26 protein-coding genes are annotated in these 25301 nt (G+C 68.4%); 9 read left to right on the forward strand and 17 right to left on the reverse strand.

Annotation, left to right across the window (positions count from 1 at the left end; translation table 11 throughout):
- Nucleotides 1-10 precede the first annotated feature (10 nt).
- Nucleotides 11-1111 carry a M48 family metalloprotease gene (locus PYV55_RS06185; protein WP_275849800.1) on the forward strand — a complete coding sequence of 367 codons (1101 nt, stop codon included), beginning with the start codon at nucleotides 11-13 and terminating at the stop codon, nucleotides 1109-1111.
- Between the two features lie 48 nt (nucleotides 1112-1159).
- Here PYV55_RS06185 and recJ read toward each other — a convergent pair whose 3' ends face one another.
- Together recJ and PYV55_RS06195 are read right to left on the reverse strand one after the other, a co-directional pair.
- Nucleotides 1160-2869, reverse strand: a complete 1710-nt coding sequence (gene recJ, locus PYV55_RS06190) for a single-stranded-DNA-specific exonuclease RecJ (RefSeq protein WP_275849801.1) — start codon at nucleotides 2867-2869, stop codon at nucleotides 1160-1162.
- Nucleotides 2866-3846: a phosphoglycerate mutase gene (locus PYV55_RS06195; RefSeq protein WP_275849802.1), complete on the reverse strand. Its 981-nt coding sequence runs from the start codon at nucleotides 3844-3846 to the stop codon at nucleotides 2866-2868. The genes recJ and PYV55_RS06195 overlap by 4 nt, the downstream gene beginning before the upstream one ends.
- Nucleotides 3847-3890: 44 nt before the next feature.
- On the opposite strand from PYV55_RS06195, the gene PYV55_RS06200 reads away from it, so the two are divergent.
- Nucleotides 3891-5147: a lipoprotein-releasing ABC transporter permease subunit gene (locus tag PYV55_RS06200; RefSeq protein ID WP_275849803.1), complete on the forward strand. Its 1257-nt coding sequence runs from the start codon at nucleotides 3891-3893 to the stop codon at nucleotides 5145-5147.
- Nucleotides 5140-5856, forward strand: a complete 717-nt coding sequence (lolD, locus tag PYV55_RS06205; protein ID WP_275849804.1) for a lipoprotein-releasing ABC transporter ATP-binding protein LolD — start codon at nucleotides 5140-5142, stop codon at nucleotides 5854-5856. The genes PYV55_RS06200 and lolD overlap by 8 nt, the downstream gene beginning before the upstream one ends.
- On the opposite strand, the gene PYV55_RS06210 is transcribed toward lolD, so the two are convergent.
- Together PYV55_RS06210 and ytfE are read right to left on the reverse strand one after the other, a co-directional pair.
- Nucleotides 5845-6291 carry a group III truncated hemoglobin gene (locus PYV55_RS06210; protein ID WP_275849805.1) on the reverse strand — a complete coding sequence of 149 codons (447 nt, stop codon included), beginning with the start codon at nucleotides 6289-6291 and terminating at the stop codon, nucleotides 5845-5847. The two genes, lolD and PYV55_RS06210, sit on opposite strands and share 12 nt — an antisense overlap.
- 12 nt (nucleotides 6292-6303) lie before the next feature.
- Complete coding sequence (gene ytfE / locus PYV55_RS06215) at nucleotides 6304-7023, reverse strand: iron-sulfur cluster repair protein YtfE (protein WP_275849806.1); 720 nt, start codon at nucleotides 7021-7023, stop codon at nucleotides 6304-6306.
- A gap of 92 nt (nucleotides 7024-7115) precedes the next feature.
- Here ytfE and PYV55_RS06220 point away from each other — a divergent pair, with 92 nt between their 5' ends.
- Nucleotides 7116-7622 (forward strand): RrF2 family transcriptional regulator, encoded by a 507-nt coding sequence (locus tag PYV55_RS06220; protein WP_275849807.1) that lies wholly within the window; start codon nucleotides 7116-7118, stop codon nucleotides 7620-7622.
- Between the two features lie 239 nt (nucleotides 7623-7861).
- Here the strand turns inward: PYV55_RS06220 and serB are convergent, their stop codons facing one another.
- From serB to PYV55_RS06240, 4 genes are all read right to left on the reverse strand, one after another.
- Entirely contained in the window at nucleotides 7862-8578 is a 717-nt protein-coding gene (serB, locus tag PYV55_RS06225) for a phosphoserine phosphatase SerB (RefSeq protein ID WP_275849808.1), read from the reverse strand.
- Between the two features lie 212 nt (nucleotides 8579-8790).
- On the reverse strand, nucleotides 8791-9684 hold the full coding sequence (locus PYV55_RS06230) for an alpha/beta hydrolase (protein ID WP_275849809.1): 894 nt from the start codon (nucleotides 9682-9684) through the stop codon (nucleotides 8791-8793).
- Between the two features lie 39 nt (nucleotides 9685-9723).
- Nucleotides 9724-11115 carry an aspartate aminotransferase family protein gene (locus PYV55_RS06235; protein WP_275849810.1) on the reverse strand — a complete coding sequence of 464 codons (1392 nt, stop codon included), beginning with the start codon at nucleotides 11113-11115 and terminating at the stop codon, nucleotides 9724-9726.
- A gap of 73 nt (nucleotides 11116-11188) precedes the next feature.
- The gene (locus PYV55_RS06240; RefSeq protein WP_275849811.1) at nucleotides 11189-11863 is read right to left on the reverse strand and encodes an HAD-IB family phosphatase; all 675 of its coding nucleotides are present in this window, start codon (nucleotides 11861-11863) and stop codon (nucleotides 11189-11191) included.
- A 165-nt stretch (nucleotides 11864-12028) separates the two neighbouring features.
- On the opposite strand from PYV55_RS06240, the gene PYV55_RS06245 reads away from it, so the two are divergent.
- The 5 genes from PYV55_RS06245 to PYV55_RS06265 all read left to right on the forward strand — a co-directional run bounded on the left by PYV55_RS06245 (nucleotide 12029) and on the right by PYV55_RS06265 (nucleotide 16382).
- Nucleotides 12029-12379 (forward strand): EamA family transporter, encoded by a 351-nt coding sequence (locus PYV55_RS06245; protein WP_275849812.1) that lies wholly within the window; start codon nucleotides 12029-12031, stop codon nucleotides 12377-12379.
- Complete coding sequence (locus PYV55_RS06250) at nucleotides 12379-12771, forward strand: DMT family transporter (protein ID WP_114481704.1); 393 nt, start codon at nucleotides 12379-12381, stop codon at nucleotides 12769-12771. Before PYV55_RS06245 ends, PYV55_RS06250 begins: the two co-directional genes overlap by 1 nt.
- Nucleotides 12752-14239, forward strand: a complete 1488-nt coding sequence (locus PYV55_RS06255; RefSeq protein WP_275849813.1) for a DegT/DnrJ/EryC1/StrS family aminotransferase — start codon at nucleotides 12752-12754, stop codon at nucleotides 14237-14239. Before PYV55_RS06250 ends, PYV55_RS06255 begins: the two co-directional genes overlap by 20 nt.
- Nucleotides 14240-14308: 69 nt before the next feature.
- On the forward strand, nucleotides 14309-14995 hold the full coding sequence (locus PYV55_RS06260) for a response regulator (protein ID WP_275849814.1): 687 nt from the start codon (nucleotides 14309-14311) through the stop codon (nucleotides 14993-14995).
- Entirely contained in the window at nucleotides 14976-16382 is a 1407-nt protein-coding gene (locus tag PYV55_RS06265; RefSeq protein WP_275849815.1) for a sensor histidine kinase, read from the forward strand. Before PYV55_RS06260 ends, PYV55_RS06265 begins: the two co-directional genes overlap by 20 nt.
- Here PYV55_RS06265 and PYV55_RS06270 read toward each other — a convergent pair.
- The 9 genes from PYV55_RS06270 to PYV55_RS06310 form a co-directional block, all read right to left on the reverse strand.
- Complete coding sequence (locus PYV55_RS06270; RefSeq protein ID WP_275849816.1) at nucleotides 16379-17755, reverse strand: ATP-binding protein; 1377 nt, start codon at nucleotides 17753-17755, stop codon at nucleotides 16379-16381. The genes PYV55_RS06265 and PYV55_RS06270 overlap by 4 nt on opposite strands.
- Nucleotides 17752-18429 carry a response regulator gene (locus PYV55_RS06275; protein WP_275849817.1) on the reverse strand — a complete coding sequence of 226 codons (678 nt, stop codon included), beginning with the start codon at nucleotides 18427-18429 and terminating at the stop codon, nucleotides 17752-17754. Before PYV55_RS06275 ends, PYV55_RS06270 begins: the two co-directional genes overlap by 4 nt.
- Nucleotides 18430-18433: 4 nt before the next feature.
- Nucleotides 18434-19162 (reverse strand): tetratricopeptide repeat protein, encoded by a 729-nt coding sequence (locus PYV55_RS06280; protein WP_275849818.1) that lies wholly within the window; start codon nucleotides 19160-19162, stop codon nucleotides 18434-18436.
- Nucleotides 19163-19183: 21 nt separating this feature from the next.
- Nucleotides 19184-20008, reverse strand: coding sequence for an SDR family oxidoreductase (locus tag PYV55_RS06285; protein ID WP_275849819.1), 825 nt, complete (start codon nucleotides 20006-20008; stop codon nucleotides 19184-19186).
- 23 nt (nucleotides 20009-20031) lie between these two features.
- Nucleotides 20032-20691, reverse strand: coding sequence for an iron-containing redox enzyme family protein (locus PYV55_RS06290; protein WP_275849820.1), 660 nt, complete (start codon nucleotides 20689-20691; stop codon nucleotides 20032-20034).
- 1 nt (nucleotide 20692) lies between these two features.
- Nucleotides 20693-22186, reverse strand: coding sequence for an AMP-binding protein (locus tag PYV55_RS06295; protein WP_275849821.1), 1494 nt, complete (start codon nucleotides 22184-22186; stop codon nucleotides 20693-20695).
- Entirely contained in the window at nucleotides 22174-22890 is a 717-nt protein-coding gene (locus tag PYV55_RS06300) for a thermostable hemolysin (RefSeq protein ID WP_275849822.1), read from the reverse strand. The genes PYV55_RS06295 and PYV55_RS06300 overlap by 13 nt, the downstream gene beginning before the upstream one ends.
- A gap of 329 nt (nucleotides 22891-23219) precedes the next feature.
- Entirely contained in the window at nucleotides 23220-24149 is a 930-nt protein-coding gene (locus tag PYV55_RS06305) for an arginase family protein (protein ID WP_275849823.1), read from the reverse strand.
- A gap of 6 nt (nucleotides 24150-24155) precedes the next feature.
- Entirely contained in the window at nucleotides 24156-25286 is a 1131-nt protein-coding gene (locus PYV55_RS06310; protein ID WP_275849824.1) for a GNAT family N-acetyltransferase, read from the reverse strand.
- Nucleotides 25287-25301: the final 15 nt, after the last annotated feature.

A 25301-nucleotide genomic window follows, 5' to 3' on the forward strand; every position in this document is an offset into this window, starting at 1 on the left:
ACAATCCGGGATGAATTTCTGGCAACACCAGGAGGATGCACGCAGGCGCACGCGCCGGCTGCTGCTGGCGTTTGCCCTCGCCGTGCTCGCGCTGGCCGCGGCCGTGCATGGCGCGCTGGTGCTGGCCTGGCTGGGCGTGGGCTGGATGCTGCACCTGCGCTTGCCCTTTCCGCTGGGCTTTGCGCAGGTCAACGTGGGGGTGACGCTGCTGCTGGTGCTCGGGGGCTGGCTGCTCGAGATTTCCAACCTGCGCGCTGGCGGCGTCAGGCTGGCCGAGCGCATAGGCGCGCGCGAGGCGCGGCCCGCGGTGTCGCATGCCGAGCAGCGCCTGTGCAACATCATCGACGAACTGGCCATTGCCGCGCACATGCCCCGGCCCCAGGCCATGGTGCTGCCCCGCGCCGACGTGATCAATGCCTTTGCCGCGGGCTGGGAACCTGCCGACGCCGTGGTTGCCGTGACCCAGGGCGCGCTCGACTATCTGACGCGCGAGGAACTGCAGGGCATGGTTGCGCACGAGCTGAGCCATTTGTACGAGGGCGACACCTACCTCAAGATGCAGCTCGCGGGCATGGTGCAGGGCCTCGAACTGGTGCATGGCTTTGGTGACCACTTGCGCGGCTACGGAGCGCTGGGGGTGTTTTTTGGCTCGCTGGTGATGGTCGTCGGTTTCGCTGGCTGGCTCGCAGGCCGGGTGTTCAAGGCCGCCGTCTCGCGCCAGCGTGAATACCTCGCCGACGCGCGCGCAGTGCAATGGACGCGCAGCAAGAACGGGTTGGGCGGCGTGCTGCGCAAGGTGCTGGCGCAATGGCAGGCGGCCGGGCAGGCTGCGCCGGTGTCGCACGAGCGCGTGGCCCCCATAGGGCTCGCGCACCCCGTGGTGCAGCACATGCTGCTGGTGGAGTTGCCCTCCAGGCACCTGCTCGCGCATTGGCTCGATTCGCACCCGCCGCTCGCAGAGCGCGTGCAGCGCATCTACGGCCGCAGCATGCCGCCGCTGCCCGTAGCGCCCGTTTACGAGGCCCCCGATCCACCACGCCGCCCAGCCGCCATGCCCGAGCCCGGCGCGCAGACGCTGGCGTCCAGAGTCGATCCGTTTGCGCGTCTTTGAGGGCGGTGCGCTGCAGGACGGGTTGTCAGCCGCGCCCTGCGCAGCGGCTCAGCCCTGCGCCCCTTCGATCACGAACTGCACGCGCCGCTCGCCGCGCCATTCGTTCACGTCGAGCCGGTAGGCCAGCAGCGCGCGTGCGGGCAGCGGTTCGGTGCGGCCGAACCAGATGGCATCGACCGGTTCGCCCTGGTGTTTGAGCTTGAGCGACAGGTGCTTTTCCTTGACCAGGCGCTGGCCCAGCACTTCGAGTTCTTCGCTGAACACGGGCGCGGCGAAGCCCTGGCCCCAGACTTCGCGCTGCAGCGCGTCGGCGAGTTCGGCGCGGCGGTATTCGGGCGCGAGCGGGCCGTCGGTTTCGAGCTGGCGCGTGAGCGTGGCCGGCTCCAGCCACTCCTGCGCTACCTGCGCGAATGCTTGCTCGAACCGCTCGAAATGCTCCTCGGCGATGGTGCATCCCGCGGCCATGGCGTGGCCGCCGAACCTGAGCAGTACGCCCGGATGCCGCTTGGCCACGAGGTCCAGCGCGTCGCGCAGGTGAAAGCCCGGGATGGAGCGGCCCGAGCCCTTGAGCTCATGCTCCTTGCCCGGCGCGGCGCTCGCGGCGAACACGAAGGTCGGGCGGTGCAGCTTGTCTTTGAGGCGCGAGGCCACGATGCCGACCACGCCTTCATGAAAATCCGGGTCAAACACGCTCACCGCAGGCGGCGGTGCTTCGGCGGCGTCGAACAGGTTTTCGGCGAGCGCGAAGGCCTGCGTGCGCATGTCGCCTTCGATTTCGCGGCGCTCGCGGTTGATGGCGTCCAGGGTCTGTGCGAGTTCGTCGGCGCGCGCCGGGTCGTCGGTCAACAGGCATTCGATGCCCAGCGTCATGTCGGCCAGGCGCCCCGCGGCGTTGATGCGCGGCCCGAGCGCAAAGCCGAAGTCGAAGGTATTGGCCGCCTGCGCCTGCCGCCCCGCCGCGCGAAAAAGCGCCGCCATGCCCGCGGGCATCTGGCCCGCGCGCACGCGCTTGAGGCCTTGCGCCACGAGGCGCCGGTTGTTCGCGTCGAGCCGCACCACGTCGGCCACGGTACCCAGCGCGACGAGCGGCAGCAGCGCGTCGAGCCGCGGCTGGCTCGCGGCGTCGAAACGCCCGCGCGCGCGCAATTCGCTGCGCAGCGCAAGCAGCACGTAAAACATCACGCCCACGCCCGCGAGCGCCTTGCTCTCGAAGCTGCAGCCGGGCTGGTTGGGGTTGACGATGGCGTCCGCGGGCGGCAGCGCGGGGCCTGGCAGGTGGTGGTCGGTGACGAGCACGGCCAGGCCCAGCGCCTTGGCGCGCGCCACGCCTTCGACGCTGGCGATGCCGTTGTCCACGGTGATGAGCATGTCGGCACCGCGCGCATGCACGCGCTCGGCAATCGGCGGCGTGAGGCCGTAGCCGTCGGTCACGCGGTCGGGCACGAGGTAATCGACGTGCCGCGCGCCCAACAGGCGCAGGCCGCGCACGCCGACGGCGCAGGCGGTGGCGCCGTCGCAGTCGTAGTCGGCCACGATGCACAGGCGCCGGTCTTGCGCGATGGCGTCGGCAAGCAGTGTTGCCGCCTGCGTGATGCCGCGCAGGCCCTCGGGCGGCAGAAGGCGCGCCAGGCCGTCGTCGAGCTCGTCCTTGCTGTGCACGCCGCGCGCCGCGTACAGGCGCGCAAGCAGCGGATGCACGCCCGCCTGCTCCAGTGCCCAGACGGCACGCGGGGGGATTTCTCTGTTAATGATTTTCATAGCGCTTTATGCAGGTCAGATAGGCGCAAAGGCCGAGAAACGCTCTGAAGGCGTTGCAGCCAATTGCGCCGTGCCGGGCCGAAGCTGAGGGCGCCATGCTCGCCACACAGCGTCAGCTGCACGGCCGCGCCGCGCTGCATTTGCGCGTGCAGTGCGGTAAGGGGCCCGGCGTCGAGCTGCTGCCAGGCGGCGGCCCAGGCGTGCCAGTCTTCGCGCAGCGCGGGCGCGCGCAGGTCTTCGGCCACGGTCAGGGTGGTGGGGGCGGCGGCCGTGGCTGCGCGGGACATGTGCCAGTCTGCCGGCAGCGCGCCCGCGCCGTGCACCCAGAAGGCGTTGACGGCCGGCAGGCCCTGCGCCTCGCGCGCAGCGTTGAAGGGGTGGGTGTAGAGCAGCATCTGCACCTCGCTGTGCAGGCGCTGCAGGCGGCGCGCGGCCTCGGAGCTCGCCAGCGGCGGCAGCCAATGGCGCACGTCGCGCCCGAGCACGCGCTCGAGCGCGGCGGTGCGCAGGTCGGCAAACAGCGCGCCTTGCGCGAGCCAGCGCGTGGGCTGTTCATAATGCAGCGTGATGCCGTCTTCGGCAAACCACGGCGCGAGGATGTCCAGCAGCGCGCGCGAGGCGGCTTCGTCGAGGCGCAGCGCGGCGGGGTCGCTGAGCGTCACGTGGTCTGCGCCTATGTGCCACAGGCACGGGGTGACGAAGGCCCAGGCTTGCGCTCCCGGCGCTTGCCCTTGTTCCACACGCCGCCAGGCCGCCCACGGAATGCGCCCGTCTTCACTGGGCAGCCCGAGCGCCTGCGCCCAGGCGCGCTCGTGCGGCATGGAGAGGCTCTGGGGCGTGCCCGCGAGTGAGGCGCCGGGCGCGAGGCGCTGCAGCAGTGCGCGCAGCATGGGCAGGTCCAGCGCTGGCAGAACCTGCGTGCAACCTGGGGCCGGGCTGAGCGCGTACGGGATGAGCAGATGCGAGGCAGCAGGCATGGGGCGATATTGTGCGGGACGGGATGCCACAATCCGCGCTGACCATGAACATTCCCTACGAGTTGGCCCTGGGCTGGCGCTACACGCGCGCGGGGCGCGCGACGCGCCGCAACGGCTTCATTTCCTTCATTTCGGGCGTTTCCATGCTGGGCATTGCGCTCGGTGTGGCGGCGCTCATCATCGTGCTGAGCGTGATGAACGGCTTTCAGCGCGACGTGCGTGACCGCATGCTCAGCGTGGTGCCGCACATCGAAATTTTTGCCCCCGGCGGCAGCGCCATGCCCGATCCGGCGCGCACCATGGCCGAGGCGCGGCGCAACCCGCAAGTCCTCGGTGCTGCGCCTTTCGTAGCGTCCCAGGCACTGCTGGCGCGCGGTGAGGACATGAAAGGCGTGATGGTGCGCGGCATAGACCCGGCGCTGGAGCCGCAGGTGACGGACCTGGCGCAGACGCTGCGCGGCAGCGCGCTGACGCAGCTCGTGCCCGGGCAGTTTCGCGTGCTGCTGGGGCACGAGCTTGCGCGCGCGCTGGGCGTGGACGTGGGCGACGTGGTGACGCTGGTTGCGCCCGCCGGCCAGGTGACGCCCGCGGGCGTGGTGCCGCGCTACAAGCAGCTCACGGTGGCGGGCACGTTTTCTTCGGGGCATTACGAATACGACTCGGCGCTGGTGTTTCTGCATATCGACGATGCCGAGCGAATTTTCCGGCTCGAAGGGCCGACGGGCGTGCGTCTCAAGCTACAAAATTTGCATCGCGCACCCGAAGTCGCGCAGGAGCTTGCGCAAACGCTCAGCGGCAATTTGCTGATCCGCGACTGGACGCAGCAAAACCGCACCTGGTTCGCCGCCGTGCAGATGGAAAAACGCATGATGTTCATCATCCTCACGCTGATCGTGGCCGTGGCGGCGTTCAACCTCGTGAGCACGCTGGTCATGGCCGTGACCGACAAGCGCGCCGACATCGCCATCCTGCGCACGCTGGGCGCAAGCCCGCGCAGCATCATGGGCGTTTTCATGGTGCAGGGGGCGCTGGTGGGCGTGATAGGCACGCTCAGCGGCCTGGTGCTGGGGCTGGCCGTGGCGCTGAACATCGACGTCATCGTGCCCGCGCTCGAACGCCTGTTCCACGCGCGCTTTTTGCCGCAGGACATCTACCTCATCAGCAAAATGCCCAGCGATCCGCAAAGCGGCGACATCGTGCCCATCGTGCTGATTTCCCTCGTGCTGGCCTTCGTCGCCACGCTGTACCCGAGCTGGCGCGCCAGCCGCATGAACCCGGCCGAGGCGCTGCGCTATGAATAAATCGGATGCACTTTCGTTTGCCCCGCCCGTGCTCGGCCAGCTGGTGCTGCAGGCCACGGGCTTGGCCAAGCGCTTCACCGAGGGGCCGCTCGACGTGCGTGTGCTGCAGGGCGTCGATCTGCAGGTGCGCGCGGGCGAGACGCTGGCCATCGTCGGCGCCTCGGGCTCGGGCAAAAGCACGCTGCTGCACCTGCTCGGCGGGCTGGACGCGCCCACGGCGGGCCGCGTCGAGCTGCTGGGGCACGACCTGGCCACACTCACACCCGAGCGCCAGGGGCAGCTGCGCAACCGCTACCTGGGCTTCATCTACCAGTTCCACCACCTGCTGCCCGAATTCAGCGCGCTCGAAAACGTCGCCATGCCGCTGCGCATCCGGCGCCAGCCCGTGGCAGCGAGCCAGCAGCAGGCGGCGCAGGTGCTGGCCGCCGTGGGCCTGCAGGAGCGCCTGCGGCACCGGCCCGCGGAGTTGTCGGGCGGCGAGCGCCAGCGCGTGGCCATCGCGCGCGCGCTCGTCATGCGCCCGGCCTGCGTGCTGGCCGACGAGCCCACCGGCAACCTGGACCGCGCCACGGCGCACACCGTGTTCGAACTCATGCTGCACCTGGCGCGCGAACAGGGCACGGCCTTCATCGTGGTCACGCACGACGAAAGCCTCGCGGCGCGCTGCGAGCGCGTGCTGCGGCTGGAGGCGGGGCGGTTAGCGCATTGAGTGGGCTGCCTCGTCCCCGCCATGGCTGTGCGGCGGCGGAGCAAAGGCGGGGCGCTCGTTGAAGTAGCCCGTATAAAGCTGGCACGCGATGCCGTGCGCCGCGCGCTGGGCCTGCTCGGCGAGGGCCGGGGGCAGGCAGCGCGCGGTGTGCTGCTGCCACAGCCGCGTCCAGGCGGCGAAATGCGCGGGTGTCAGGCCGCGCAGGGCCATGTGTTTTTTGAACACGTCGCCGCGAAAGCTTTTGCTGCCGAGCAGCACCGTGCTCCAGAAGTCCACCATGCGTGCGAGGTGTGCGTCCCAGCGGTCTTTCAACGCGCTCTCGAAAACCGGCCCGAGCAGCGGGTCCTGGCGCGCCTCGGCGTAAAAGCCGTGCACCAGGCTGCGGATGTCGGCGGTTTGCGTGGGGGGTGTGGGTGGCGAGGCGGTCGCGGACATGGTGAAAGAATTTCAATGGCAGGCGCAGCCCGGCGCGGCAGCGGCTTCGAACTGCGGGAACAGCACGTTGTTTTCGAGGTGGATGTGCGCCACCAGGTCTTCGCCGAGCTGGGCGATGCCCGCATACAGCGCGCGCCAGGTGTTGCAGGCGGCTGCAGGCGGCGTGGCGTCGTTGGTGAGCGCGGCGAGCTTTTGCAGCGCCGCGCCGTGCTCCACGTGCTCGCTGCGCATCATGCTGATCGGCTGGCCGACGAAGGGCGCGCCGCCTGCGCGCAGCATGGGGAAAAGAATTTGCTCTTCTTTTTGCATGTGTGAGAGCAATTCTGCCTCCATGGCTTCGAGCAGGTCGGCCAGGCCCGCGGGCACCTGCGGGTGCGCGCGGTGCACGGCCTCCACGCGGCGCGCCATGCGGATCAGCTCGGGCAGCTGCGCGCGGTGCACTTCATGGTAGCGCGCGAGGATGTGGTCTATGAGCGCGCCGGGCGCCGTGGCTTCGGGCAATGCGTTGCTGCGCTGCAGCGGGGCGATTTCGGCCAGCACGGCCTCGGCGTCCAGCCCTTTGCCCGCAGCGGCGCTGCGCAGGCTTTGCTGGCCGCCGCAGCAAAAATCGAGCTTGAGCCGGCGAAAGATCGCGGTCGCGCCGGGCCACTGCACGGCGATCTGGCCGATCGGCAGGTCGGCACTGAGCGCGGGAGCGCTTGCGGTGGTGGTGCTGGAGAGGGTGGCTTGCATGGATGAACTCCTAAAGATGCACGATGTGTGAATATTTTATGCCATAAAATTCATGCAATGTTCATCTTTTGCTTGACGCACCCTAAAGTTTTATGCGCCTGACCCAGTGGACCGACTACAGCCTGCGTGTGCTCATGTACTGCGCCATCCATGCCGAGCGCGCGCAGCCCGTGACCATCACCGAGATCGCCGAGGTGCATGGCATTTCGCGCAGCCACCTCATGAAGATCGTGCAGGAGCTGTCGGCGCGCGGGCTGCTCGACACCACGCGCGGACGCGGCGGCGGGGTGCGCCTGCTGCAGCCGGCGCAGGTGATCACGGTGGGCGCCGTGGCGCGCGCCACCGAGACGGATTTTGCGCTGGTGGAATGCTTCGACGCAGAGCGCAACCAGTGCCGCCTGCGCGGGCGCTGCCGCCTGCAAGGCGTGCTCGAGCAGGCGCTTGCCGCCTACCTGGCCGTGCTCGACGGCGTGACGCTGGCCGACCTGGTGGCCGAGCCGCAAGTGTGGCAGGGCGTGCAAGCCTTGCCGATGCCGTTCACGAGCGGAGCCGGTGCGGCAGGGCGGAAGGCAGATGGATGCCCTGCGGAGAAGATTTGAACCCAGATTGTCCATTAGGCGGTGCTGCGCACCTACGCGGGCGCTGGCGGACGTCTGCCGGTCATTTTGGCCGCGGCTTCGGCGTCCATGGCACCGGCTATGGACTTCTCACCCGCGACCAAACTGCCTCGCCAGCCGCCTCGCCATCATCCCGCGTCCTAATGAACAATCTGGGTTGAATGAAATTGGCCTCTAACGATTGATGGACAAGCGCTAGAAGCTATCGAAAAAGAAGCAATTCAAGGCCGCACGACTTCGAGCAATCGGTCCAGCCCGCCTTCGTCTATGGCCACGTGGGCCTGCGCGCGCACCACGGGCTTGGCGTGGTAGGCCACGGCCAGGCCCGCGGCGGCCATCATGGGCAGGTCGTTGGCGCCGTCGCCCACGGCAATGGCCTGCGCGCCTGTGCAACCCAGCTGCGCGCAGGTGGCCAGCAGGGTGTCGCGCTTCATGGCGCCATCGACGATGTCGCCCCAGGGCTGATCGACCATGCGCCCCGTGAGCTGGCCGTCTTCGACTTCGAGCACGTTGGCGCGCACATAGTCCATGCCCAGCCGTGCAGCCACGCGCTCGGCGAAAAATGTGAAGCCGCCCGAGACCAGCAAGGTTTTGAGCCCCGCAGCTTTGGCGGCGGCGATGAGTTCCTGGGCACCCGGGTTCAGGCGCAGGCGCTCGACGTAGATGCGTTCCATGTCGGCCACGCGCACCCCGCGCAGCAGGGCCACGCGCCGGCGCAGGCTCTCTTTGAAGTCGGCAATCTCGCCGCGCATGGCGGCTTCGGTGATCGCTGCGACTTCCGCCTTGCGGCCCACGGCGTCGGCGATCTCGTCCACGCATTCGATGTTGATCAGCGTGGAATCCATGTCAAAGGCGATGAGCCGGTAGTTGGCCAGACGCAGCGGCGGCTGGATGCCGCGCACGGTGAGGCCGGGGGCGAATTCGATGGCTGGGGTCATGGGCGGCGGTGAACCCAGATTGTCCATGAGGCGGTGCTGCGCACCTACGCGGGCGCTGGCGGACGTCTGCCGGTCATTTGGGCTGCGGCTTCGGCGTCCATGGCTGCGGCCATGGACTGCTCACCCGCGACCAAACTGCCTCGCCAGCCGCCTCGCCATCATCCCGCGTCCTCATGAACAACCTGGGTTGAGTGCAAAGCCGCGCATCTTACCTACGCGGCCTTGGCGTGCAGGGGATACAGGTACTGCGGCAGGTGTTCGCTGGCGGGCCGCGCACCGTGGCAAAAGCCGGCCACGCGCGTGGCGACTTCGTGCTTGCGCTTGTCCAGCGTGAGCACGTGGTAGCAGTCATCGACGAAGCAGGTTTCCACCCGACGCGCGCCGATTTCGTCGCGCACGAGGTAGGCGTTGCGGATGCTGGCCATGTCGTCTTCGGTGGAGTGCACGATCAGCGTGGGCTGCTGCACCTGCGGCAGGCAGCGGCGCGCGGCGCGGATCAGGCGCCGGCTTTGCCAGATCACGGTGGCGGGGGTTTTGAAGTGGCCCACCTTGTCGGCGGCCTGGCTGTCGCGCTTTTGCAGCACGGCCGTGACCATGGCGCGCACGCGCTCGTCCTTGATGCCGTAGGGCGGCGGCTCTTGCCAGGCAAACACGTAGCGCAGCGGGCTGTAGAGGATGAGCGGCAAAAACAGCGTCTGGCGCAGCTTGGGCATGTTCCAGCCGTCGTAGAAAAACGTGGGCGAGAGCAGCGCAAGGCCCGCCACGCGCGTGCGCTGGCGCTGCGCGAGCAGCAGGCACAGCAGCGCGCCCATCGACAGGCCCGCCACATACACCTGTGCATGGCGCTGCGCGAGCGCCTCGAAGCAGCGCTCCACGCTGTCGTACCAGTCTTCCCAGCGGCTCGCCTTGAGCGCGGCCACGCTGTCGCAGTGCCCGGCCAGTTGCGGGCAGGCCACCGACAAGCCCTGGCGCGCGAGCTGGCGGCCAAAGTCGCGCATTTCGGCCGGCGTGCCGGTCAGCCCGTGCACCAGCAGCACAGCGCTGCTGCCGCGTGGCAAATAAAAGCCGTTGGGCCCGAGCAGGGTTTGGAGTGCGGCGTCGGTCATGGGGGTCTCCTCAGCAAATCAGCCCGATAGTCCCCATGGTCATTGCGCGCCGCAGCGCTGCAGCAGTTGCTCGAACAGCGCGAGGCCCAGGTCGATTTCTGCGCGCGTGATGGTGAGGCTGGGCGCGAGGGTGAACACGTTTTTGGAGTAGCCGCCGATGTCCAGGACCAGCCCGTAGGTTTTGCCGTCGAGCGACAGGTCGCCCTTGAGCCCCTCGTTGAAGATGCGGTCGGCAAGCTGGCGGTTGGGCGTGTAGCCGTCGGCCGTGCACATTTCCATGCGCAGCGCCATGCCCATGCCGCTGACGTCGCCGATCATCTTCCAGCGCGCTTTGAGTTCCTGCAGCTTTTGCAGAAAGTAGGCGCCCTTGGCGCGCAGCTCGGGTTCGAGCTCTTTTTCCTGCGTCATGCGCAGCACTTCGAGCGCCGCGGCCGTGCCCAGCGGGTTCGATGAAAAGGTCGAGTGCGTGGAGCCGGGCGGAAAGACCTGCGGGTTGATGAGCTCTTCGCGCGCCCAGATGCCCGAGATCGGGTTGAGCCCGTTGGTGATCGCCTTGCCGAAAATGAACACGTCGGGCACGATGCCGAAGTTTTCCCACGACCAGAGCTTGCCCGTGCGGTACACGCCCATCTGGATTTCATCGACCACGAGCAGGATGTTGCGCTCCTTGAGCGTTTTGGCGAGCTTTGGAAAGTAACCCTCGGGCGGGATCACGTAGCCGCCCGTGCCCTGGATGGTTTCGACGTAGAACGCGCCATATTCGGCCTGCTTGGCCTTGTCGTCCCAGACGCCGTTGTATTCGGTCTCGAACAGCTTTTCGAATTCGTTGTGGCAATACATACCGCAGCTTTCCTGCTTCATGCCGTAGGGGCAGCGAAAGCAGTAGGGGAAGGGGATGAACTGCGCGCGGTCGGAGAAATGCCCGAAGCGGCGGCGGTAGCGGTAGCTCGAGGTGATGGCCGAGGCGCCCAGCGTGCGGCCGTGGTAGCCGCCCATGAAGGCGAACATCAAATTCTTGCCGGTGGCGTTGCGCACGATCTTGAGCGAATCCTCCACCGCCTGCGCGCCGCCCACGTTGAAGTGCACGCGGCCTTTGACGCCGTATTTTTGCTCCACGTACTGGCAGATCGTCTCGGCGAGCTCGACCTTTTCGGCGTGCAGGTACTGGCAGGCAAGCTGCGGCAGCGTGTCGATCTGGCGCTTGAGCACTTCGTTCAGGCGCGGGTTGCGGTAGCCGAAGTTCACGGCCGAATACCACATCTGCAGGTCGAGGTAGGGTGTGTTTTGTTCGTCGTAGAGGTACGAGCCTTCGCACGAGCTGAACACCTTGGGCGGGTCGGCGTAGTGCACGGTGTCGCCCCAGGAGCAGTAAAGGGCGTCTTTTTCGAGCAGGGTCAGGGGCTTTTCGGTCATCGGGGCGGGGTTTTTCATACGGAATGTGCTATCAAAAATGAAGGTCAGGACGTGGCTGGGAGGCTGACGCAGCCGTGAAACCATGAAGACGTCACGCCGCCACGGGCAAGGGCCGGGCCTGCGGCCAGCCGCGCACCACGCGCAGCACGTCGGCAAAGGTCTCGAACGGGGTGTGCGCGATCTGCTGCGCGCGGCAGTGTTCGATCAGCGAGCCCTTGGCAAAGACGATGTCGGCGCGCGCCGCCAGGCAGGCGTCGGACTTGCCGTCGCCCACGAGCACGATGGGCACAGTGGGCCCGCCGTGCTGCGCCGCAAGGTCTTGCGCCACGGCGCACTTGCACACGCCATTGCCCGCCTGGCAGCTGCTTTGGCGCAGCGGAAAGTGCAGCTCAAGCCGGTCGGGCAGGATGCGCTCGAGGTGGTTCGCGTACACGGGCAGCTCGGAGATGCCGTGGCGGCCCAGGCAGGCGTGGATGGCCTGGTCGAGCCCGTCGCTCACGATGGCCAGCGCCGCGAAACTGCGCACATGCTCGCTGAACGCGCGAAAGTTCGGGTCTATGCGCATGCTGCGGTAAAACGCCGCGAGCGTGCGGGCGTCGGCGCGCACCAGGCGGATCTGGCCCTGCATGCACTCCACGGCGCTGATGCGGTCTTGCAGCCAGGCGTCTTCCAGCTCCTGCCAGGCTGGGTCTGCGTGCTGCGCGAGCAGTTGGTCCACCGTGTCCTGCGTGGACACGGTGCCATCGAAGTCGATCACGAAAATCATTCGCTCTCCTGCGTTTCCTGTGTGTCAGGGGAGGCAGCGTAAAAAGGTCGCGCCTTCATTTGCCTGACGGCGCCAGAGCCCTGTGGCTGCGTACTGGATTGCCTTGGCGCGCCTGCGCGCGCTGCCCACAATGGCGGGGTTTTGCAACGGGAAATGTGGGCGCGCATGCAGGTCTTTTTGTTGTGGGTGGCGAACACCGTGCTCGACGCGGGCGGGCAGCTCGCCTTCAAGCGGGCGGCCGTAGAGCCCGGCGCGGCCGACGGCTGGGCGCGCTGGCGGCACATGCTCGCGCGGCCCTGGATCTGGCTGGGCGTGGTCTGCTTCGCGGGCGAGTTTTTGGTGTGGCTCGCATTCCTGTCCGTGGTGCCGCTCGCGCAGGGCGTGCTTTTGGGCATGGTCAGCATCGTGGTCGTGATGCTGGGCGGGCGCTGGCTGTTTCACGAGCACTTCACGCGCTTGCGCCTGCTGGGCATAGGGTTGATCGCCGCCGGTGTGGCCGTGGTGGGGCTGGGCTGATGTCGCTCAAGCGCTTTTATCTGCTGGGCTTTGTGGCGCTGATCGCGTTCGACACCTTTTCGCAGGTGTGCTTCAAGCTCACGGCGCTGCACGCGGCGCCGTTTGCGCCCGATGCGGCCTGGGTGCTGCGCGTGCTGCTGCAGCCCTGGGTGTACGGAGCCATCGTGGGCTACCTGGGCGCCTTCGTCACGTGGATGACGCTGCTGCGCCACGCGCCCATAGGCCCGGCGTTCGCCGCCTCGCACCTCGAAGTCATCGGCGTGATGATCCTCTCGGTGCCGGTGTTTGGCGAGGCGCTCAGCGCGCTGCAGCTGCTCGGTGCGGGGCTGATCATCGCGGGCGTGGTGTGCCTCGCGCTCGGGGAGAGCACGCATGCGCCGGCCCGGCCTTGAGCCTGGTTTTTTGCCGCGCGAGGTGCCGCCCACGGCCGGGCTGCCTTTGCGTGTTTCAGAGCTTTTTGGGCCGCTAGGAGCCTGTCGGACTTTGGGCGTCGAAAGCGAGAAGGTGCCCCAGCGTGACCAGTTTTTGCCGGATTCGCCGCCCCATAGCGGGACTATGGGGCAAGAAGACGGCAAAAAATGGGCCGCTGCGGCGCATTCGCAGCCGACGATTCCAAAGTCCGATAGGCTCCTAGTGACCGATCTACCTGCGCTGGCAGCTCAGTTTTTAGGAGTTGAAGAAGTCGGCATCAGCGCCTCTGGCAGTGCGGCGCTGGTGCTCATCCTGCAGACCTTGCGGCGCCTGCGTGCACGCCGGCAGGTCATCGTGCCGGCCTACACCTGCCCGCTCGTGGTGCTGGCGGTGGTGCAGTGCGGCCTGCAACCGGTGGTGTGCGACGTGGCGCCGGGCAGCTTCGAGCTCGATCTCGATCATCTCGCGGCGTTGTGCGGCCCCGACACGCTGGCCGTGCTGCCCACGCACCTGGGCGGGCGTGTGGCGCGGCTCGATCCGGTGCTGGCCGTGGCGCGCGCGGCGGGCGCTTTCGTCGTCGAAGACGCAGCGCAGGCCTTCGGGGCGCGCGTGCAGGCGCAGGCGTATGCTCAGGCGCTTGTGGAGGCGCCCGAAGGCACGCAAAGCGTCGGGCTGGCCGGTGATGCGGGCTTTTTCAGCTTTGCCGCGGGCAAGGGTTTGAGTTTGTACGAGGGCGGCGCCTGGCTTGCACGCGATGCCGCGCTGCGCGCCGAGATTGCCGCCACCGCGCGCCAGTTGCAGACGCCGGCCTGGGGTTTCGAGGCCTGGCGCAGCCTGCAGCTGCTGGGGCTGGCGCTGTGCTACCGGCCGCGCATGTTGCCCTACGTCTATGGCCTGCCATTGCGCCGCGCCGTGCGCCGCGGGCAGCTCGCGCAGGCCGTGGGCGACGTGTTCGACTTGCCGATTCCGCTGCACCCCGTGGGCGCGTGGCGGCGCGCGGTGGGCGCGCGGGCGCTGCGCCGGCTGCCGGCGTTTCAAGCGGCTTTGGCGCGCCAGGCGCAGCGGCGGCTGCCGCAGCTCGCGCGCCTGCCGGGCGTGACGGTGCTGGGGGTTGCGCCGGCCGACGCTGCAGGGGATGACACGGCGCAGCGCGGCACGGTGGCGGGCGATTCCGCGCAAGGCCTCTGGCCGTTTTTCATGCTGCTTTTGCCCACGCCCGCGCAGCGCGACGTGGCCCTCGCGGCGCTGTGGCCGCGCGGGCTCGGCGTGACGCGCCTGTTCATCCACGCGCTGCCCGACTACGCTTACCTGCGCCCCTGGCTACCTGCGCAGCATTGCCCTCACGCGCGCGACCTGGCCGCGCGCATGCTGACCATCAGCAACAGCCCCTGGCTGGACGATGCAGGCTTTGCGTGCATCATGGCCGAGCTCGAGCGCTGTCTAGGCTGATGTGCGCAGCCACTATCGCAGCCACTATCAGCCCCTATCCTCACCTGCACCACGAAGACGAGAATCACCATGAGAATCCTGCTGGTCGAAGACGATGCCATGCTGGCCGACGGCCTGCGCGAGGTGTTCCACCGCGCGGGCTACGCGCTGGACCACCTCACGGCGGCCGAGCCGGCCTTGCACGCACTGCGCTTGACGCCGTTCGACCTGGTGGTGGCCGACATCGGTCTGCCCGGCATCGACGGGCTCGAGATGGTGCGCCGCCTGCGCACCACGGGCAACAAGGTGCCGGTGCTGATGCTGACCGCGCGCGACGCACTCGAAGACCGCGTCAAGGGGCTCAACCTGGGTGCCGACGACTACCTGGTCAAACCCTTTGCCATGCCCGAGCTGATCGCGCGCGCGCAGGCGCTGATCCGCCGCAGCCAGGCCAATGCGCAATCGGCCCTGCGCCTGGGCGCGCTGGTGCTCGACACTGCCACGCACGAGGCCACGCTCGCCGATGCGCCGCTGCACCTCACGGGGCGCGAATGGGCCGTGCTCGAGACGCTGCTGCTGGCCGCGCCGCGCGTGGTGAGCAAAAACAAGCTCGCCGAGAGCCTGAGCGAGTGGGACAAGGAAATCACCAGCAACGCGGTGGAAATCTACGTGAGCCGCCTGCGCGCCAAGCTCGACGGCAGCGGCGTGCTGCTGCGCACCGTGCGCGGCATAGGCTACCGCCTGGAAATCGAACAAGATGCAACCGAAAAAGCGTGAAACACTGCGCAGCCGGCTCACGCGCTCGGCGCTGGTGCCGGCGCTCGTGCTGGTGGCCATCAGCGCGGTGTTCGACTATTACAACGCGCTCGATCTGGCGCAGCAGGCACAAGACAACGTGCTCTACAAGACCGCGATCGCGCTGGCCACGCGCATGACGCCCGACGAGGAGGATGAAAGCCGTGAGGCCCTGGTCAAGCACATCGACCCCGAGGCCGAAGCCCTGCTCAAGGCCGACCCCGAAGACGAGGTGCACTTCCTCGTCGTCGATGCGCAGGGCCGTTTGCTGGTCGGCGACCCGGCGCTGCTGCCGCTGCTGGCGCAGCGCGCGCCGCCCGACCTCGACGACCCCGACCCCGACTTCGACGATGCCGTGGTGGCGGGGCAGGAGGTGCGGCTGATCGACCTGCGCCACCGCGCCAAGGGCTTCGAAAACCGCGTGCTCGTGACCGAAACCAACCACAAGCGCAGCGCCAACACGCTGAGCATTCTGTTCGACACGCTGTGGCCCAACGTGCTGCTGCTCGTGGTCATGACCTGGCTCATGCGCCGCGGCATCACCCGGGCGCTGCAGCCGCTGGGCACGCTGAGCGCGGCCATCGACCAGCGCGAAATGGCCGACCTGACCCCCGTGCCGCAAGATGGCGCGCCGGCCGACATCCTGCCCTTGGTCACGGCGATCAACCGTATGCTCGAGCGCCTCGAGCGCGCCGTGGCCGAGCAGCAGGTGTTCCTCTCGGGCGCGGCGCACCAGCTGCGTACGCCGCTCGCGGGCATCCAGGCGCAGCTCGAACTCGCCGCGATGGACGCGGGCCCCGCAGTGCGCGAGCGGCTCGAACGCATGCACGCGGCGATCGACGATCTCGCGCATTGCACGCAGCAGATGCTCACGCTTGCACGCTCGTCCGAACAGGCGAGCTCGGTGCACGACTTTCACCCCGTGGACCTGGGTGAACTGCTCGAAGATGCGGCCTCGAACTGGCTCGACCACGCGCTGCGCCACGGTGTGGAACTGGACTTCGAGCTGGCCCCGGTGCAGTGCCTGGGCTCGCGCTGGATGCTGCAGGAGCTGCTGGGCAATCTGATCGACAACGCCATCAAATACAGCCCCGCAGGCGGGCGCGTGACGGTGCGCTGCGGCACCGACGCCGCGAGCGGCGCAGCCTTTTTGGAGGTCGAGGACGAGGGGCCCGGCATCCCGCCCGAAGAGCGCACGCGCGTGGGCGATCCGTACTTTCGCGGCCGCGGCGTGCAGGCCACCGGCTCGGGCCTGGGCCTGGCGATCGTGCGAGAAGTCGCCAAGCGCCACCACGCGCGCCTGCAGTTGCTCGACACTGCAAGTGGCCGCGGCATTCGCGTGCGGGTGGAGTTTGCGCGCCTGGGTTAGCGGTTTGCCTGATCGGTGTGCCCGCTTGGGCGCGGAAACACCACCGTGAAACGCGTCCCCTGCCCGTGGGGGCCGGCACCTACGTGGATGCGCGCCTCGTGGAAGGTGGCAACGCGCTGCACGATGGTCAACCCCAGCCCTGCACCGCCGGGCGGGCTGGCGGCCGGGCGGTAAAACGGCTCGAAAATGCGCGTGCGTTCTTCGGGCGGGATGCCTGGCCCCTGGTTGGAAACCATCAAGTGAACCGCGTGCGCGTCGGCGCTGAGCGCGACGTCCACCCTGGCGCCCGCAGGCGAATAGCGGATCGCGTTGTCCACCAGATTGCGCACCAGGATCGTCAAGCCCAGGGCGATGCCATGCACCGGCATTTCGCCCTCGCCATCCACGCCCAGCTCCACGTGTTTGGCCACCGCCAAAGGGGCCAGTTCGGCCACCACGTCTGTGGCGACGGCGCGCAGATCGACCCGCGCGCGCAGCGCGCCGGTGGCCTCGGGGTCGAGCCGCGTCAGCGTGAGCAGCTGCGACACCACGCGCGTGGCGCGGTCCACGCCCTGCAAGAGCTGTTGCAAGGCGTGCTCGCGCGGCGCGCCCTCGTCGGCGCGCAAGGCCAGCTGGGCCTGCGTTTTGAGTACCGCGAGCGGCGTGCGCAACTCGTGCGCGGCGTGCGAGGTGAAGCGCCGCTCGCGCGCCATGGCGGCCTGCAGGGCTTCGAGCAGTTGGTTGAGCGCGCCGACGACGCCGTGGATTTCCTGCGGCACCCGCGTCAGCGATATGGGCGTGAGCTGCGCGGGCGTGCGGTGCACGATTTCGCACTCGGTCTGCGCGAGCGGCGCGAGGCCGCGCCGTATGCCCACCCAGACCAGCACCGCGAGCACGGGCAGCGCCAGGGCCAGCGGCCCCACGAGCTCGCCCAGCACATGCCGCACCAGGGCGACGCGCCCGGCCATGGGTTCGCCCACATACACCGTGATGAGCCCCGAAGGGTGCGCCTGCTGCAACACGCGCCAGGGTGTGCCCTGCAGCATGACGCTGGCGAAGCCGGGGGCATCGCTGAAGCGCTCCTGCGGCGCTGCGGAAGAGCGCACCAGCAGGCGCCCGCGGTACCACAGCTGAAAAGCGGCCTCTCCGTCGTACAGGCGCACCAGGCGCTCGCTGAAAACTCCTTGCAACACCTTCTCTGGCGGCTCTTCTTCGTCGCTGAGCTCGTGGTAGGCCAGCCCCGTGATCACGCCCGCGATCTTGCTCAGGCGGTCATCGTAGAGGTCTTCGATCTCGGCGCGGGCGTTCCAGAACACGATGCCGATCAGCAGCAGCCATGCAAGCAAAAACACGCCCAGCATGGCCAGCGTGAGGCGGCGGCGGATCGAAATCATGGGGTAGGCTGGGGAACTTGCAGTGGAATCATGTAACCCACGCCGCGCACCGTGACGATGTATTCGCGCCGCAGCTTGCGGCGCAGGTGGTGCACGTGGACTTCGATGGTATTGCTGTCGATGTCGCTTTGCCAGCCGTAAAGGCCTTTCTCCATGCGCTCGCGCGTCAGCACCTTGCCCATGTTTTGCAGCAGCAGATGCAGCAAGGAAAATTCCTTGCTCGACAGATCGACCGGCTCGCCGGCCAGGTGCACCGTCCAGGCCACCGGATTGAGCACCAGATCGCCGTACTGGATCACGTTGTCCGAGCGTCCGCTTGCGCGCCGCAGCAGGGCGCGCAGGCGCGCGGCCAGCTCTTCGAGGTCGAAGGGCTTGGTCAGGTAGTCGTCGCCACCCGCGTCCAGCCCCGCGACGCGGTCGGCCACGGCGTCGCGCGCCGTCAGGATCAACACGGGCGCCGTCATGCCGATGCTGCGCGCGTAGCGCAGCACGTCGATGCCGCTGATGGCCGGCAGCCCGAGGTCGAGCACCACCAGGTCGAAGCGCTCCTTGCGCAGCGCGGCCTGGGCCGCCGCGCCGTCACGCGCCCAATCGACCGCGTAGCCCTCCTGCTGCAGCCCGGTCTGCACGGCCGCGCCCAGCATGGCGTCGTCTTCGACGAGCAGCAAACGCATGGCTTCAGTTTGCGCTGGCGCCTGTTTTTTGCGCCAAGTCTGCCAAGGCGGCCTTGATCTCTTTGCGGCGCCCTTCGTCGGCCAGTGCGCGGTCGGGGCGCGGCGGCGCGGCGAGCGCCTTTTCGAGCGCGGCCTTGGCTTCGGGGTAGGACTTTTTCTTCATCAAGAACAGGCCGTAGAAATAATTCGCGTCGATGCCGTTCGGGTCGATCGCGAGGGCTTTCTTCAGGTATTGCTCGGCTTTTTCATCGTCGCCAAAACCAAGCGGCCAGCCGGGCACCTGGAAGTACAGGCTGCCCAGCGAGGTCGGAATCGATCCGCCAAAGCCGCTCGGGTCGAGCACCTCGGCTTCGAGCAGGCGGTCGCGCGCTTCCTTGGCCAGGCCGATGGCGCGCAACTGGCTCAAGCCCTGCAAGGAGCCCGCGTAGGTGGCCAGGCAGATGGCCTCCCAGGTAAGCACGCCGGCGCGGTCTGGAAAGCGCTTTGCGGCTTCACGCGCCTGCTCGGCCAGCGCTTCGAGCGCCTTGACGCGCTCCTTGCCCTGGCGCTGGTAGTTGGCCACGGCCCATTGCTGCTGCAGGGTTCGCACGGCCTGCTCGGGCGTCGTGGCGGCCGCTATCGCCGCTGCCGCTGTCGGACTGGCTGCGGTGTCTTCGGCGTGGCCCGCAGTGGAAAGCCCCAGACACAGGGCTACCATGAGCGATGCCCCGATGGCGTGGCGTTTGGATGGCATGTTTTGCTCCTTTGCAATGGGTTACGACGTTTGCTGCTCTGGCTGCGCTTGCTGCGTGGGGTGCGGTTTGGCAAAACGCCGCACCACCTCGGCCTGCTTGCGCATGGCCCTGTCCACCAGCGCGGGCCACAGCGCATTGAGGCGCACGAACCAGGATTCGGGCCAGCCGAGCACCGCCTCGCGGGCGTCGCGGCGCATTGCGGCGAGGATTTGCTCGGCCACGGCCTCGGGCGTATCGACCGCCATCCTGGTGGCCTTGGCCATCTCGTAAACCTCGGGCGGGTTGAGTGCCGTGCGCACCGCGCGTGGGGCCACGTAAGTCACGCTGACGCCGCTGTCGGCAAGCTCGCGCCGCAGACCTTCGCTGAAGCCGCGCAGCGCAAACTTGCTCGCCGCATACACGGTGTAGCCCGGCAACGCGAGCGCACCCAGCACCGAGCCGCAAAAAACCAGCTGGCCGTCGCCGCGTGCCGTCATCTGCGGCAGCACGGCCTGCGCGAGCCACATCGCCGAGGCGCAATTGGTGCGCAGCATCTGCTCCATGGCGTCGGCGTCTTCGTCGATGAAGCAGCGAAAACTCCCCTGGCCTGCGAGGTGCACCAGCACATCGACGCCGCTGAGCGACGCCTTGGCCTGTTCGACCGCGGCGCGGCAGCCGGCCGCCGTGGCGAGATCGGCCACCACGATGCTCGCCCCCGGCAGGCCGGACGCGAGCCGCGCCAGGGCCTCGTGCCGCCGCCCGACCAGCGCCAGGCGCGCGCCCGCTGCCGCGAGGCGCTGCGCCAGCGCCGAGCCTATGCCGCCGCTCGCGCCCGTGAGCAATATCCGTCTGTTGCGCAATTCCATGGGGCCTCCTCAAAAAAAGGTTTTCATGCCTGCGGCGCCTGCAGCACGCTGCGAAACACGTCGCCATACAAACCGTACATCTGCCGCGCGCACCACAGCACCGCGCTTTGGTCGCCTGGGTCGTCGAGGCGCTCCATCAGGTGCTCGAAGTAGCCGATGTGGCTCTGGTCCAGCTCGCCGTGGCTCGTGAGGTACGAAAACGCTGCATCGGGCAGCTGCAGGGCCGATTGGATGGCCCGCGCAGCGCGCGTGGCGAGGTTGACGCTCGTGCCTTCGAGCACCAGCACCATGCCGAAAAAGCCCGCCGGGTTGCGCCGCATCACCGTGTCCCAGGCGTAGGCCACCATGCGGTCGGTGGCGAGCGCCGGCGCGCCGTGGCGCACGGCTTCGGGGTCGCCGCCGCAGGCGCGGATGTCGTCCAGCACCCATTCCTGGTGGCCGTATTCTTCGCGCACGTATTCAGCCACCGCTTCACGCAGCCATTCGAGGCGCTCCGGCAGGCGCGCGCCCACGGCCATCAGCAAGGGCACGGTGTGCTTGACGTGGTGGTAGGCCTGCGTCAAAAACGCCTGGTACGTGGCCAGGCTCACCTGGCCCGCGACGGCGGCGGAAAAGAGCGGGATCGCGAGGAATTCCGCGCGTTCGGCCTCGGTACCGGCCAGCAGTTCGGCATAAAAACCCATGTCAGAGTGCTCCTTCATCGTCAGACCATGCCTGCGCCAGCTGCGCGGCGTAGGCTTGCTGAATCTGCGGCCTGCGCAGGCGGCCGTTGGGCGTGAGCTGCCCGTTTGCTATGGAAAAAGGTGCTTGCGCCCGCACCCAGGCGTGCACTTGGGCGTAATCTGGCAGCTGGGCATTCACCGCGGCAAGCGCCTTGGCGAGCGCCGCGTCTTCCAGGCTCGTGTGCAGCACTGCGGCGTTGCGCGCACGTCCTTCGCCAAACATGGCCGCCTGCACGATGCCGGGCACCTGCGTGAGCTCGCCCTCGACCCATTCGGGGGCCACGTTGCGCCCGAAGGCCGTGATGTAAATGTCTTTCTTGCGCCCCGTGAGGAACAGGAAACCATCCTCATCAAAAGCGCCGATGTCGCCCGTGGGCCAGAAGCCGGCGTCCAGCGCTGGTGCGGCCTGCCGCAAATAGCCGGCACACACCGCCCCGCGCACCCACAGCTCGCCGTCCGCAGCCACGCGCACCTGGGCGTGCGGCAAGGGCTGGCCTACGCTGCCCATGCGCGCGGCGCCGGGCCGGTTCACGGCCACCACCGAGGCCGATTCCGACAGGCCATAACCTTCGAACACCGGCAGGCCCGCGGCCTGCGCGCGCTCGAGCAGGCGCAGCGGCACCTTGGCCCCGCCCACGGCCACGAAGTGCAGCGCTTGGGTGGGCAGGCCGCGCTGCTCGACTTGCGCCACCAGCGCGGCGAGCAGCTGCGGCGTGAGCACCACGGTGCCGGGGCGCGCGCGCTGCAGCGCCTGCCACAGCTGCGCGGCGTCCACCTCGGCCGCGCCGCGCAAACCCACGTCGGCCAGCGGCCAGAGCGCCGTCGTCATGCCCGCGAGCAAAGGGGCGTACAGGCCGGCCACGTTTTCCAGCAGCACGGCCAGCGGCAGCACGGCAAGGTGCCGGTCCTGCGCGCCGACGCCTGCGGCCCACACCAGCGACCGGGCCACCGCCTCCAGGGCCTCGCGGCGCAGCAACACGCCTTTGGGCGTGCCCGTGGTGCCCGAGGTGTAGGTCACTTTGGCAACGCCTGCCGGCAAGGGCGGCGCCGTGGGTTGCAAAGGCACGGCCCACAAGGGCACGCCGGCCACTTCGCCCAGCGCGACGATCGGCGCGCCCGTACCAAAGGCGGCGAAGGCTTGTGGCCTGTCCGTCACGACGGCTTCGACGCCGGAGTCGGCGAGCACGTGGCCCAGCTGTTGCGCCGAGAAAAACCCCGGCAGCGGCACGACGGGCACTTGCGCCGCGAGCGCCGCCAGATCGCACACGGCCCAGGCCGGTGAATTGTCGAGCGCGAGCGCGATGCCGCGCCCGCGCAGGGGCAGCAGCTTTTCCTGCCATGCGGCAACCTGCTGCGCAGCCGCAGCGAAGTCGAGCGTGAGCGCCGCGCCTTCCCACGCCGCCGCATGCGGCTGCACGCGCGCCCAGTGCTGCAAGGCGTCGATCAATGCGGACATTGGGCTCTCCGCGCGAGGTCTTGCGCACCCAGGCCGCAGCCCAGCGCCAGCCCGCGCAGCCACAGCGCAAGCAAAGGCGCCGGCACGTCGCCCACCGCCTTGCGCACCGCCATCGCGCCCTGCGGCACGGCGCCGGCCATGACCTGCGGCGCGCCGTCGTCCGCGTAGTACGTGCCCCAATCGCGCCCGCCGCCGGGCAGCCGTTCGGCCTGCGCCGGCGCCAGTGCATGCAGCTCAATGCCCAGCCGTGCAAAGGTGTTGCGCAGCTCACGCCGCGCCGTGAACACCACCCACTGCATGCCGCACGCGGCAAGAAAGGCCGTCAGCGTCACCACCAGCGCACGCGCGCCGCCGGTGATGTCCGCCGCCAGGCTGCCGACTTCGACGATGGTCTCGCGCGCTGCGCTGGCGCCGGGCAAAACGGTTTCGACCGGTGCGTCCAGGTAGTGTTCGAGAAAAAACGGCGCCTGTCCGCGCCGCAGTGCCAATGCGGCGCGCACGCGGCCGTGCGGGTCACGCAGCACCAGAAAAGGCCCCGCCGGCAAGGCGATGCGCGCGCCATAGCGCTCGAGGTAAATGGCCTGCACGAAGCGCCCCACAGCTTCGGCACCCGGCTCGTCTTTGCGCACCCAGGCCACTTCGACGAGCTCCTGCGTGGACATGGTTTCAGGTTTGCGCCGCTGAGGACACAGGGTGGTTGGCATGGTTGACCTCCGAACATCGTTGCGTTGAACCCAGATCGTTCATGAGGACGCGGGACGATGGCGAGGCGGCTGGCGAGGCAGTTTGGTCGCGGGTGAGAAGTCCATGGCCGGTGCCATGGACGCCGAAGCCGCGGCCAAAATGACCGTCAGACGTCCGCCAGTGCCCGCGTAGGTGCGAAGCACCGCCTCATGGACAATCTGGGTTGAAGGTCATGCTAGGGACGGATACTTAAGAAAAGCTTGGGGTCGGCAGCGAAAGGTGCATGTACCCAAAAATTTGGCCAAATCGCCCTCCAAGGTAGGTATATCAAGCGCTGGCAGCTATTTTGTCAATAGCTTATGCGGCTTTGCGCGAGCGCCGCGAGCAAGCTTTGATTCACCTGCGCCTGCTCCTCCTGCCAAGTCTGCAGCTGCGCCGCGCTGATGGCCGGCTGTGCGTCCAGCGCGCTGAGCCAGCGCTTCCAGCGCGTGCGGTAGGGGTGGATCGAGACCTCGCCCGTGATGTCCGAGCCCACGATACGCCCGCGCAGCGCCGCGATCACGCGCAGGGCTGCGGGCAGGTCGAAGCAGCCCTGGTCCCAGTTGGTGTGCGCCACCGTGGGGCTGAACACGTCCTTGTCTATGGAGAGGTACACGGGCGCGTCACCCGCGTGCAGTTCCATGCAAAAGGCGTCGAGCAGCTGCGCGGGCGTGGCAAAGCTGCGGCAGGCCGCGCCGGGGCCGAGCGCGCGCGTCCAGCGCAGGTCCACGCCCACGCTCCAGTAGCGCACTTTGCCGCGCGCGAGCGGCAGCAGGTGGTTTTCCCAGGCGTGGCGCCAGCCCACGTCGCCCGAGCCGATGCCGAGTACGTCGATGCGGCGCACGCGCGGCAGGCGCGCTGCGTGGTGCACCCACGAGCCGCAGTGGATGCCCCACGGAAAGCGCATGTTGTCGGGGTGGTTGTCCAGCACCACCACGTCGAAGGGTGCGCTGCCAGGCACGCGCTGCAGCAGCCAGTGGCTCAGGTGGTGAAAGTCACCGCTGCCCAGCAGCACCGTACCGTGCGCTGCAGGCACGAGCGCGTCAAGCAGTGCCTCGGCGTGCGCGCAGAAGGCTGCCCAGCAGCGCCAGCCGCAGCCAAAGCGCATTGCCTCTTGCCAGGCTCCTAGCGGCACGCGCAGTGCCGGCCCCATGCCGGCCACACCGTCGATGCCCTGCACCGAGCCGTCGAGGTCAAGCACCAGCGGCGCGGGAGCGGTCAGGGCGGTGGTTGCGGTCATCGGTGGTCATCGGCGTTCGTGGAGCTCATGGCCTTCATCGGCAAACCAGGCGTGGTCGCGCTCGAACCAGTGGGCGAGGCGCGCGAGCGCGGCGCGCAGCAGCGGGTTGCGCACGTACACGGCGTGCTGCGTGAGCGCAAAGCGCGCGCCCAGGTAGGCTTTGATCTGCGGATCGGTCCAGCCTGCGACGTAGTGGCGCAGGCCGTGCGTGCGCGCGTAGGCCAGGTTTTCCATCCAGCTCACGAAATACAGGTTGTGCTGGCGCGACAAGGCGTAATCGAGCCCAATGTATTTGTCGATCAGCATGCCGCGGTGCACGAAGCACAGGTTGAAGCCCACGAGCTCGCCCGCTGCCGTGGCGTACAAAAACATGCGCCCGTCGAGCGCCGCATCCTGCAGCACGGCGCGGAAAAACCCGGCGCTGAGGCGGTCGAAGTGCAGCTCGCTTTGCGCATAGACCTGCTGGTACAGCGCGTACAGGCGCGCGAGCAAAGTTTCGTCGGCAAAGCAGGCATCGCCCGTGGTCAGCACCTGCACGTGCAGCCCCTGGCGCGCGCGCAGTTTGCGGCGGATGTTCTTGCGCCGGCCGCTCGAGAGGCGCGCGAGGTATTCGTCCTCGCTCGCAAAGTCGATGGGCACATAAGCCAGCGCTTGGCCCTCGACGATCACGAAGCCCTGCGCGGCACAGGCCTGCAGCAAGGCGCCGGCGTAGCGGGCTTCGTCTTCGGGCAGCAACTCGGTGGGCAGCGCGATGTCCTTGAGGATCAGCAGGCGCGTGCTGCGCTGCCAGTCTTGCAGCAGGGCGCTGACCAGCGCCGCGGGCGCGGTGTGCTGTGTGGTGTGCGCGGGCAGGGGCAGATACTCGCTCACCGTGCTGCCCGCAAAGCAGGTGCGCCAGGTCAGCAGGCGCCGCAGTGCGCGCTGGCCCGGCCATTGGGCCAAGGTGGCGAGCAGCTGTTCGTCGGCCGTGGTGAGCAAGTCGAAGTCGGCGACGAAGCCGGGCACGCCGCCCGCAAACGTTCGCGCTGAAAAGCCCTCGGGCGGGTGCGCCAGAAAATGCCCGAGCAGCCCCGGCGGCTCGAGCGCGCAGGCGTAGGTGGGTGCGTCGGCGGGCGCCTCGGCAGATGCAGACGGCACGGACGGCGCGCAGGG

It is taken from the genome of Extensimonas soli (assembly GCF_029211265.1).
Lineage (GTDB): Bacteria > Pseudomonadota > Gammaproteobacteria > Burkholderiales > Burkholderiaceae_C > Extensimonas > Extensimonas soli.

Coding starts and splice junctions, on each gene's coding strand:
- ytfE (WP_275849806.1), bottom strand. CDS start 7,023: ATGCAAGCCACCCTCTCCAGCACCACCACCGCAAGCGCTCCCGCGCTC.
- PYV55_RS06280 (WP_275849818.1), bottom strand. CDS start 19,162: ATGCCATCCAAACGCCACGCCATCGGGGCATCGCTCATGGTAGCCCTG.
- PYV55_RS06285 (WP_275849819.1), bottom strand. CDS start 20,008: ATGGAATTGCGCAACAGACGGATATTGCTCACGGGCGCGAGCGGCGGC.
- serB (WP_275849808.1), bottom strand. CDS start 8,578: ATGACCCCAGCCATCGAATTCGCCCCCGGCCTCACCGTGCGCGGCATC.
- PYV55_RS06235 (WP_275849810.1), bottom strand. CDS start 11,115: ATGAAAAACCCCGCCCCGATGACCGAAAAGCCCCTGACCCTGCTCGAA.
- PYV55_RS06200 (WP_275849803.1), top strand. CDS start 3,891: ATGAACATTCCCTACGAGTTGGCCCTGGGCTGGCGCTACACGCGCGCG.
- PYV55_RS06195 (WP_275849802.1), bottom strand. CDS start 3,846: ATGCCTGCTGCCTCGCATCTGCTCATCCCGTACGCGCTCAGCCCGGCC.
- PYV55_RS06240 (WP_275849811.1), bottom strand. CDS start 11,863: ATGATTTTCGTGATCGACTTCGATGGCACCGTGTCCACGCAGGACACG.
- PYV55_RS06300 (WP_275849822.1), bottom strand. CDS start 22,890: ATGCCAACCACCCTGTGTCCTCAGCGGCGCAAACCTGAAACCATGTCC.
- PYV55_RS06290 (WP_275849820.1), bottom strand. CDS start 20,691: ATGGGTTTTTATGCCGAACTGCTGGCCGGTACCGAGGCCGAACGCGCG.
- lolD (WP_275849804.1), top strand. CDS start 5,140: ATGAATAAATCGGATGCACTTTCGTTTGCCCCGCCCGTGCTCGGCCAG.
- PYV55_RS06305 (WP_275849823.1), bottom strand. CDS start 24,149: ATGACCGCAACCACCGCCCTGACCGCTCCCGCGCCGCTGGTGCTTGAC.
- PYV55_RS06245 (WP_275849812.1), top strand. CDS start 12,029: ATGCAGGTCTTTTTGTTGTGGGTGGCGAACACCGTGCTCGACGCGGGC.
- PYV55_RS06210 (WP_275849805.1), bottom strand. CDS start 6,291: ATGTCCGCGACCGCCTCGCCACCCACACCCCCCACGCAAACCGCCGAC.
- PYV55_RS06295 (WP_275849821.1), bottom strand. CDS start 22,186: ATGTCCGCATTGATCGACGCCTTGCAGCACTGGGCGCGCGTGCAGCCG.
- PYV55_RS06250 (WP_114481704.1), top strand. CDS start 12,379: ATGTCGCTCAAGCGCTTTTATCTGCTGGGCTTTGTGGCGCTGATCGCG.
- PYV55_RS06220 (WP_275849807.1), top strand. CDS start 7,116: ATGCGCCTGACCCAGTGGACCGACTACAGCCTGCGTGTGCTCATGTAC.
- PYV55_RS06275 (WP_275849817.1), bottom strand. CDS start 18,429: ATGCGTTTGCTGCTCGTCGAAGACGACGCCATGCTGGGCGCGGCCGTG.
- recJ (WP_275849801.1), bottom strand. CDS start 2,869: ATGAAAATCATTAACAGAGAAATCCCCCCGCGTGCCGTCTGGGCACTG.
- PYV55_RS06270 (WP_275849816.1), bottom strand. CDS start 17,755: ATGATTTCGATCCGCCGCCGCCTCACGCTGGCCATGCTGGGCGTGTTT.
- PYV55_RS06230 (WP_275849809.1), bottom strand. CDS start 9,684: ATGACCGACGCCGCACTCCAAACCCTGCTCGGGCCCAACGGCTTTTAT.
- PYV55_RS06255 (WP_275849813.1), top strand. CDS start 12,752: ATGCGCCGGCCCGGCCTTGAGCCTGGTTTTTTGCCGCGCGAGGTGCCG.
- PYV55_RS06260 (WP_275849814.1), top strand. CDS start 14,309: ATGAGAATCCTGCTGGTCGAAGACGATGCCATGCTGGCCGACGGCCTG.
- PYV55_RS06185 (WP_275849800.1), top strand. CDS start 11: ATGAATTTCTGGCAACACCAGGAGGATGCACGCAGGCGCACGCGCCGG.
- PYV55_RS06265 (WP_275849815.1), top strand. CDS start 14,976: ATGCAACCGAAAAAGCGTGAAACACTGCGCAGCCGGCTCACGCGCTCG.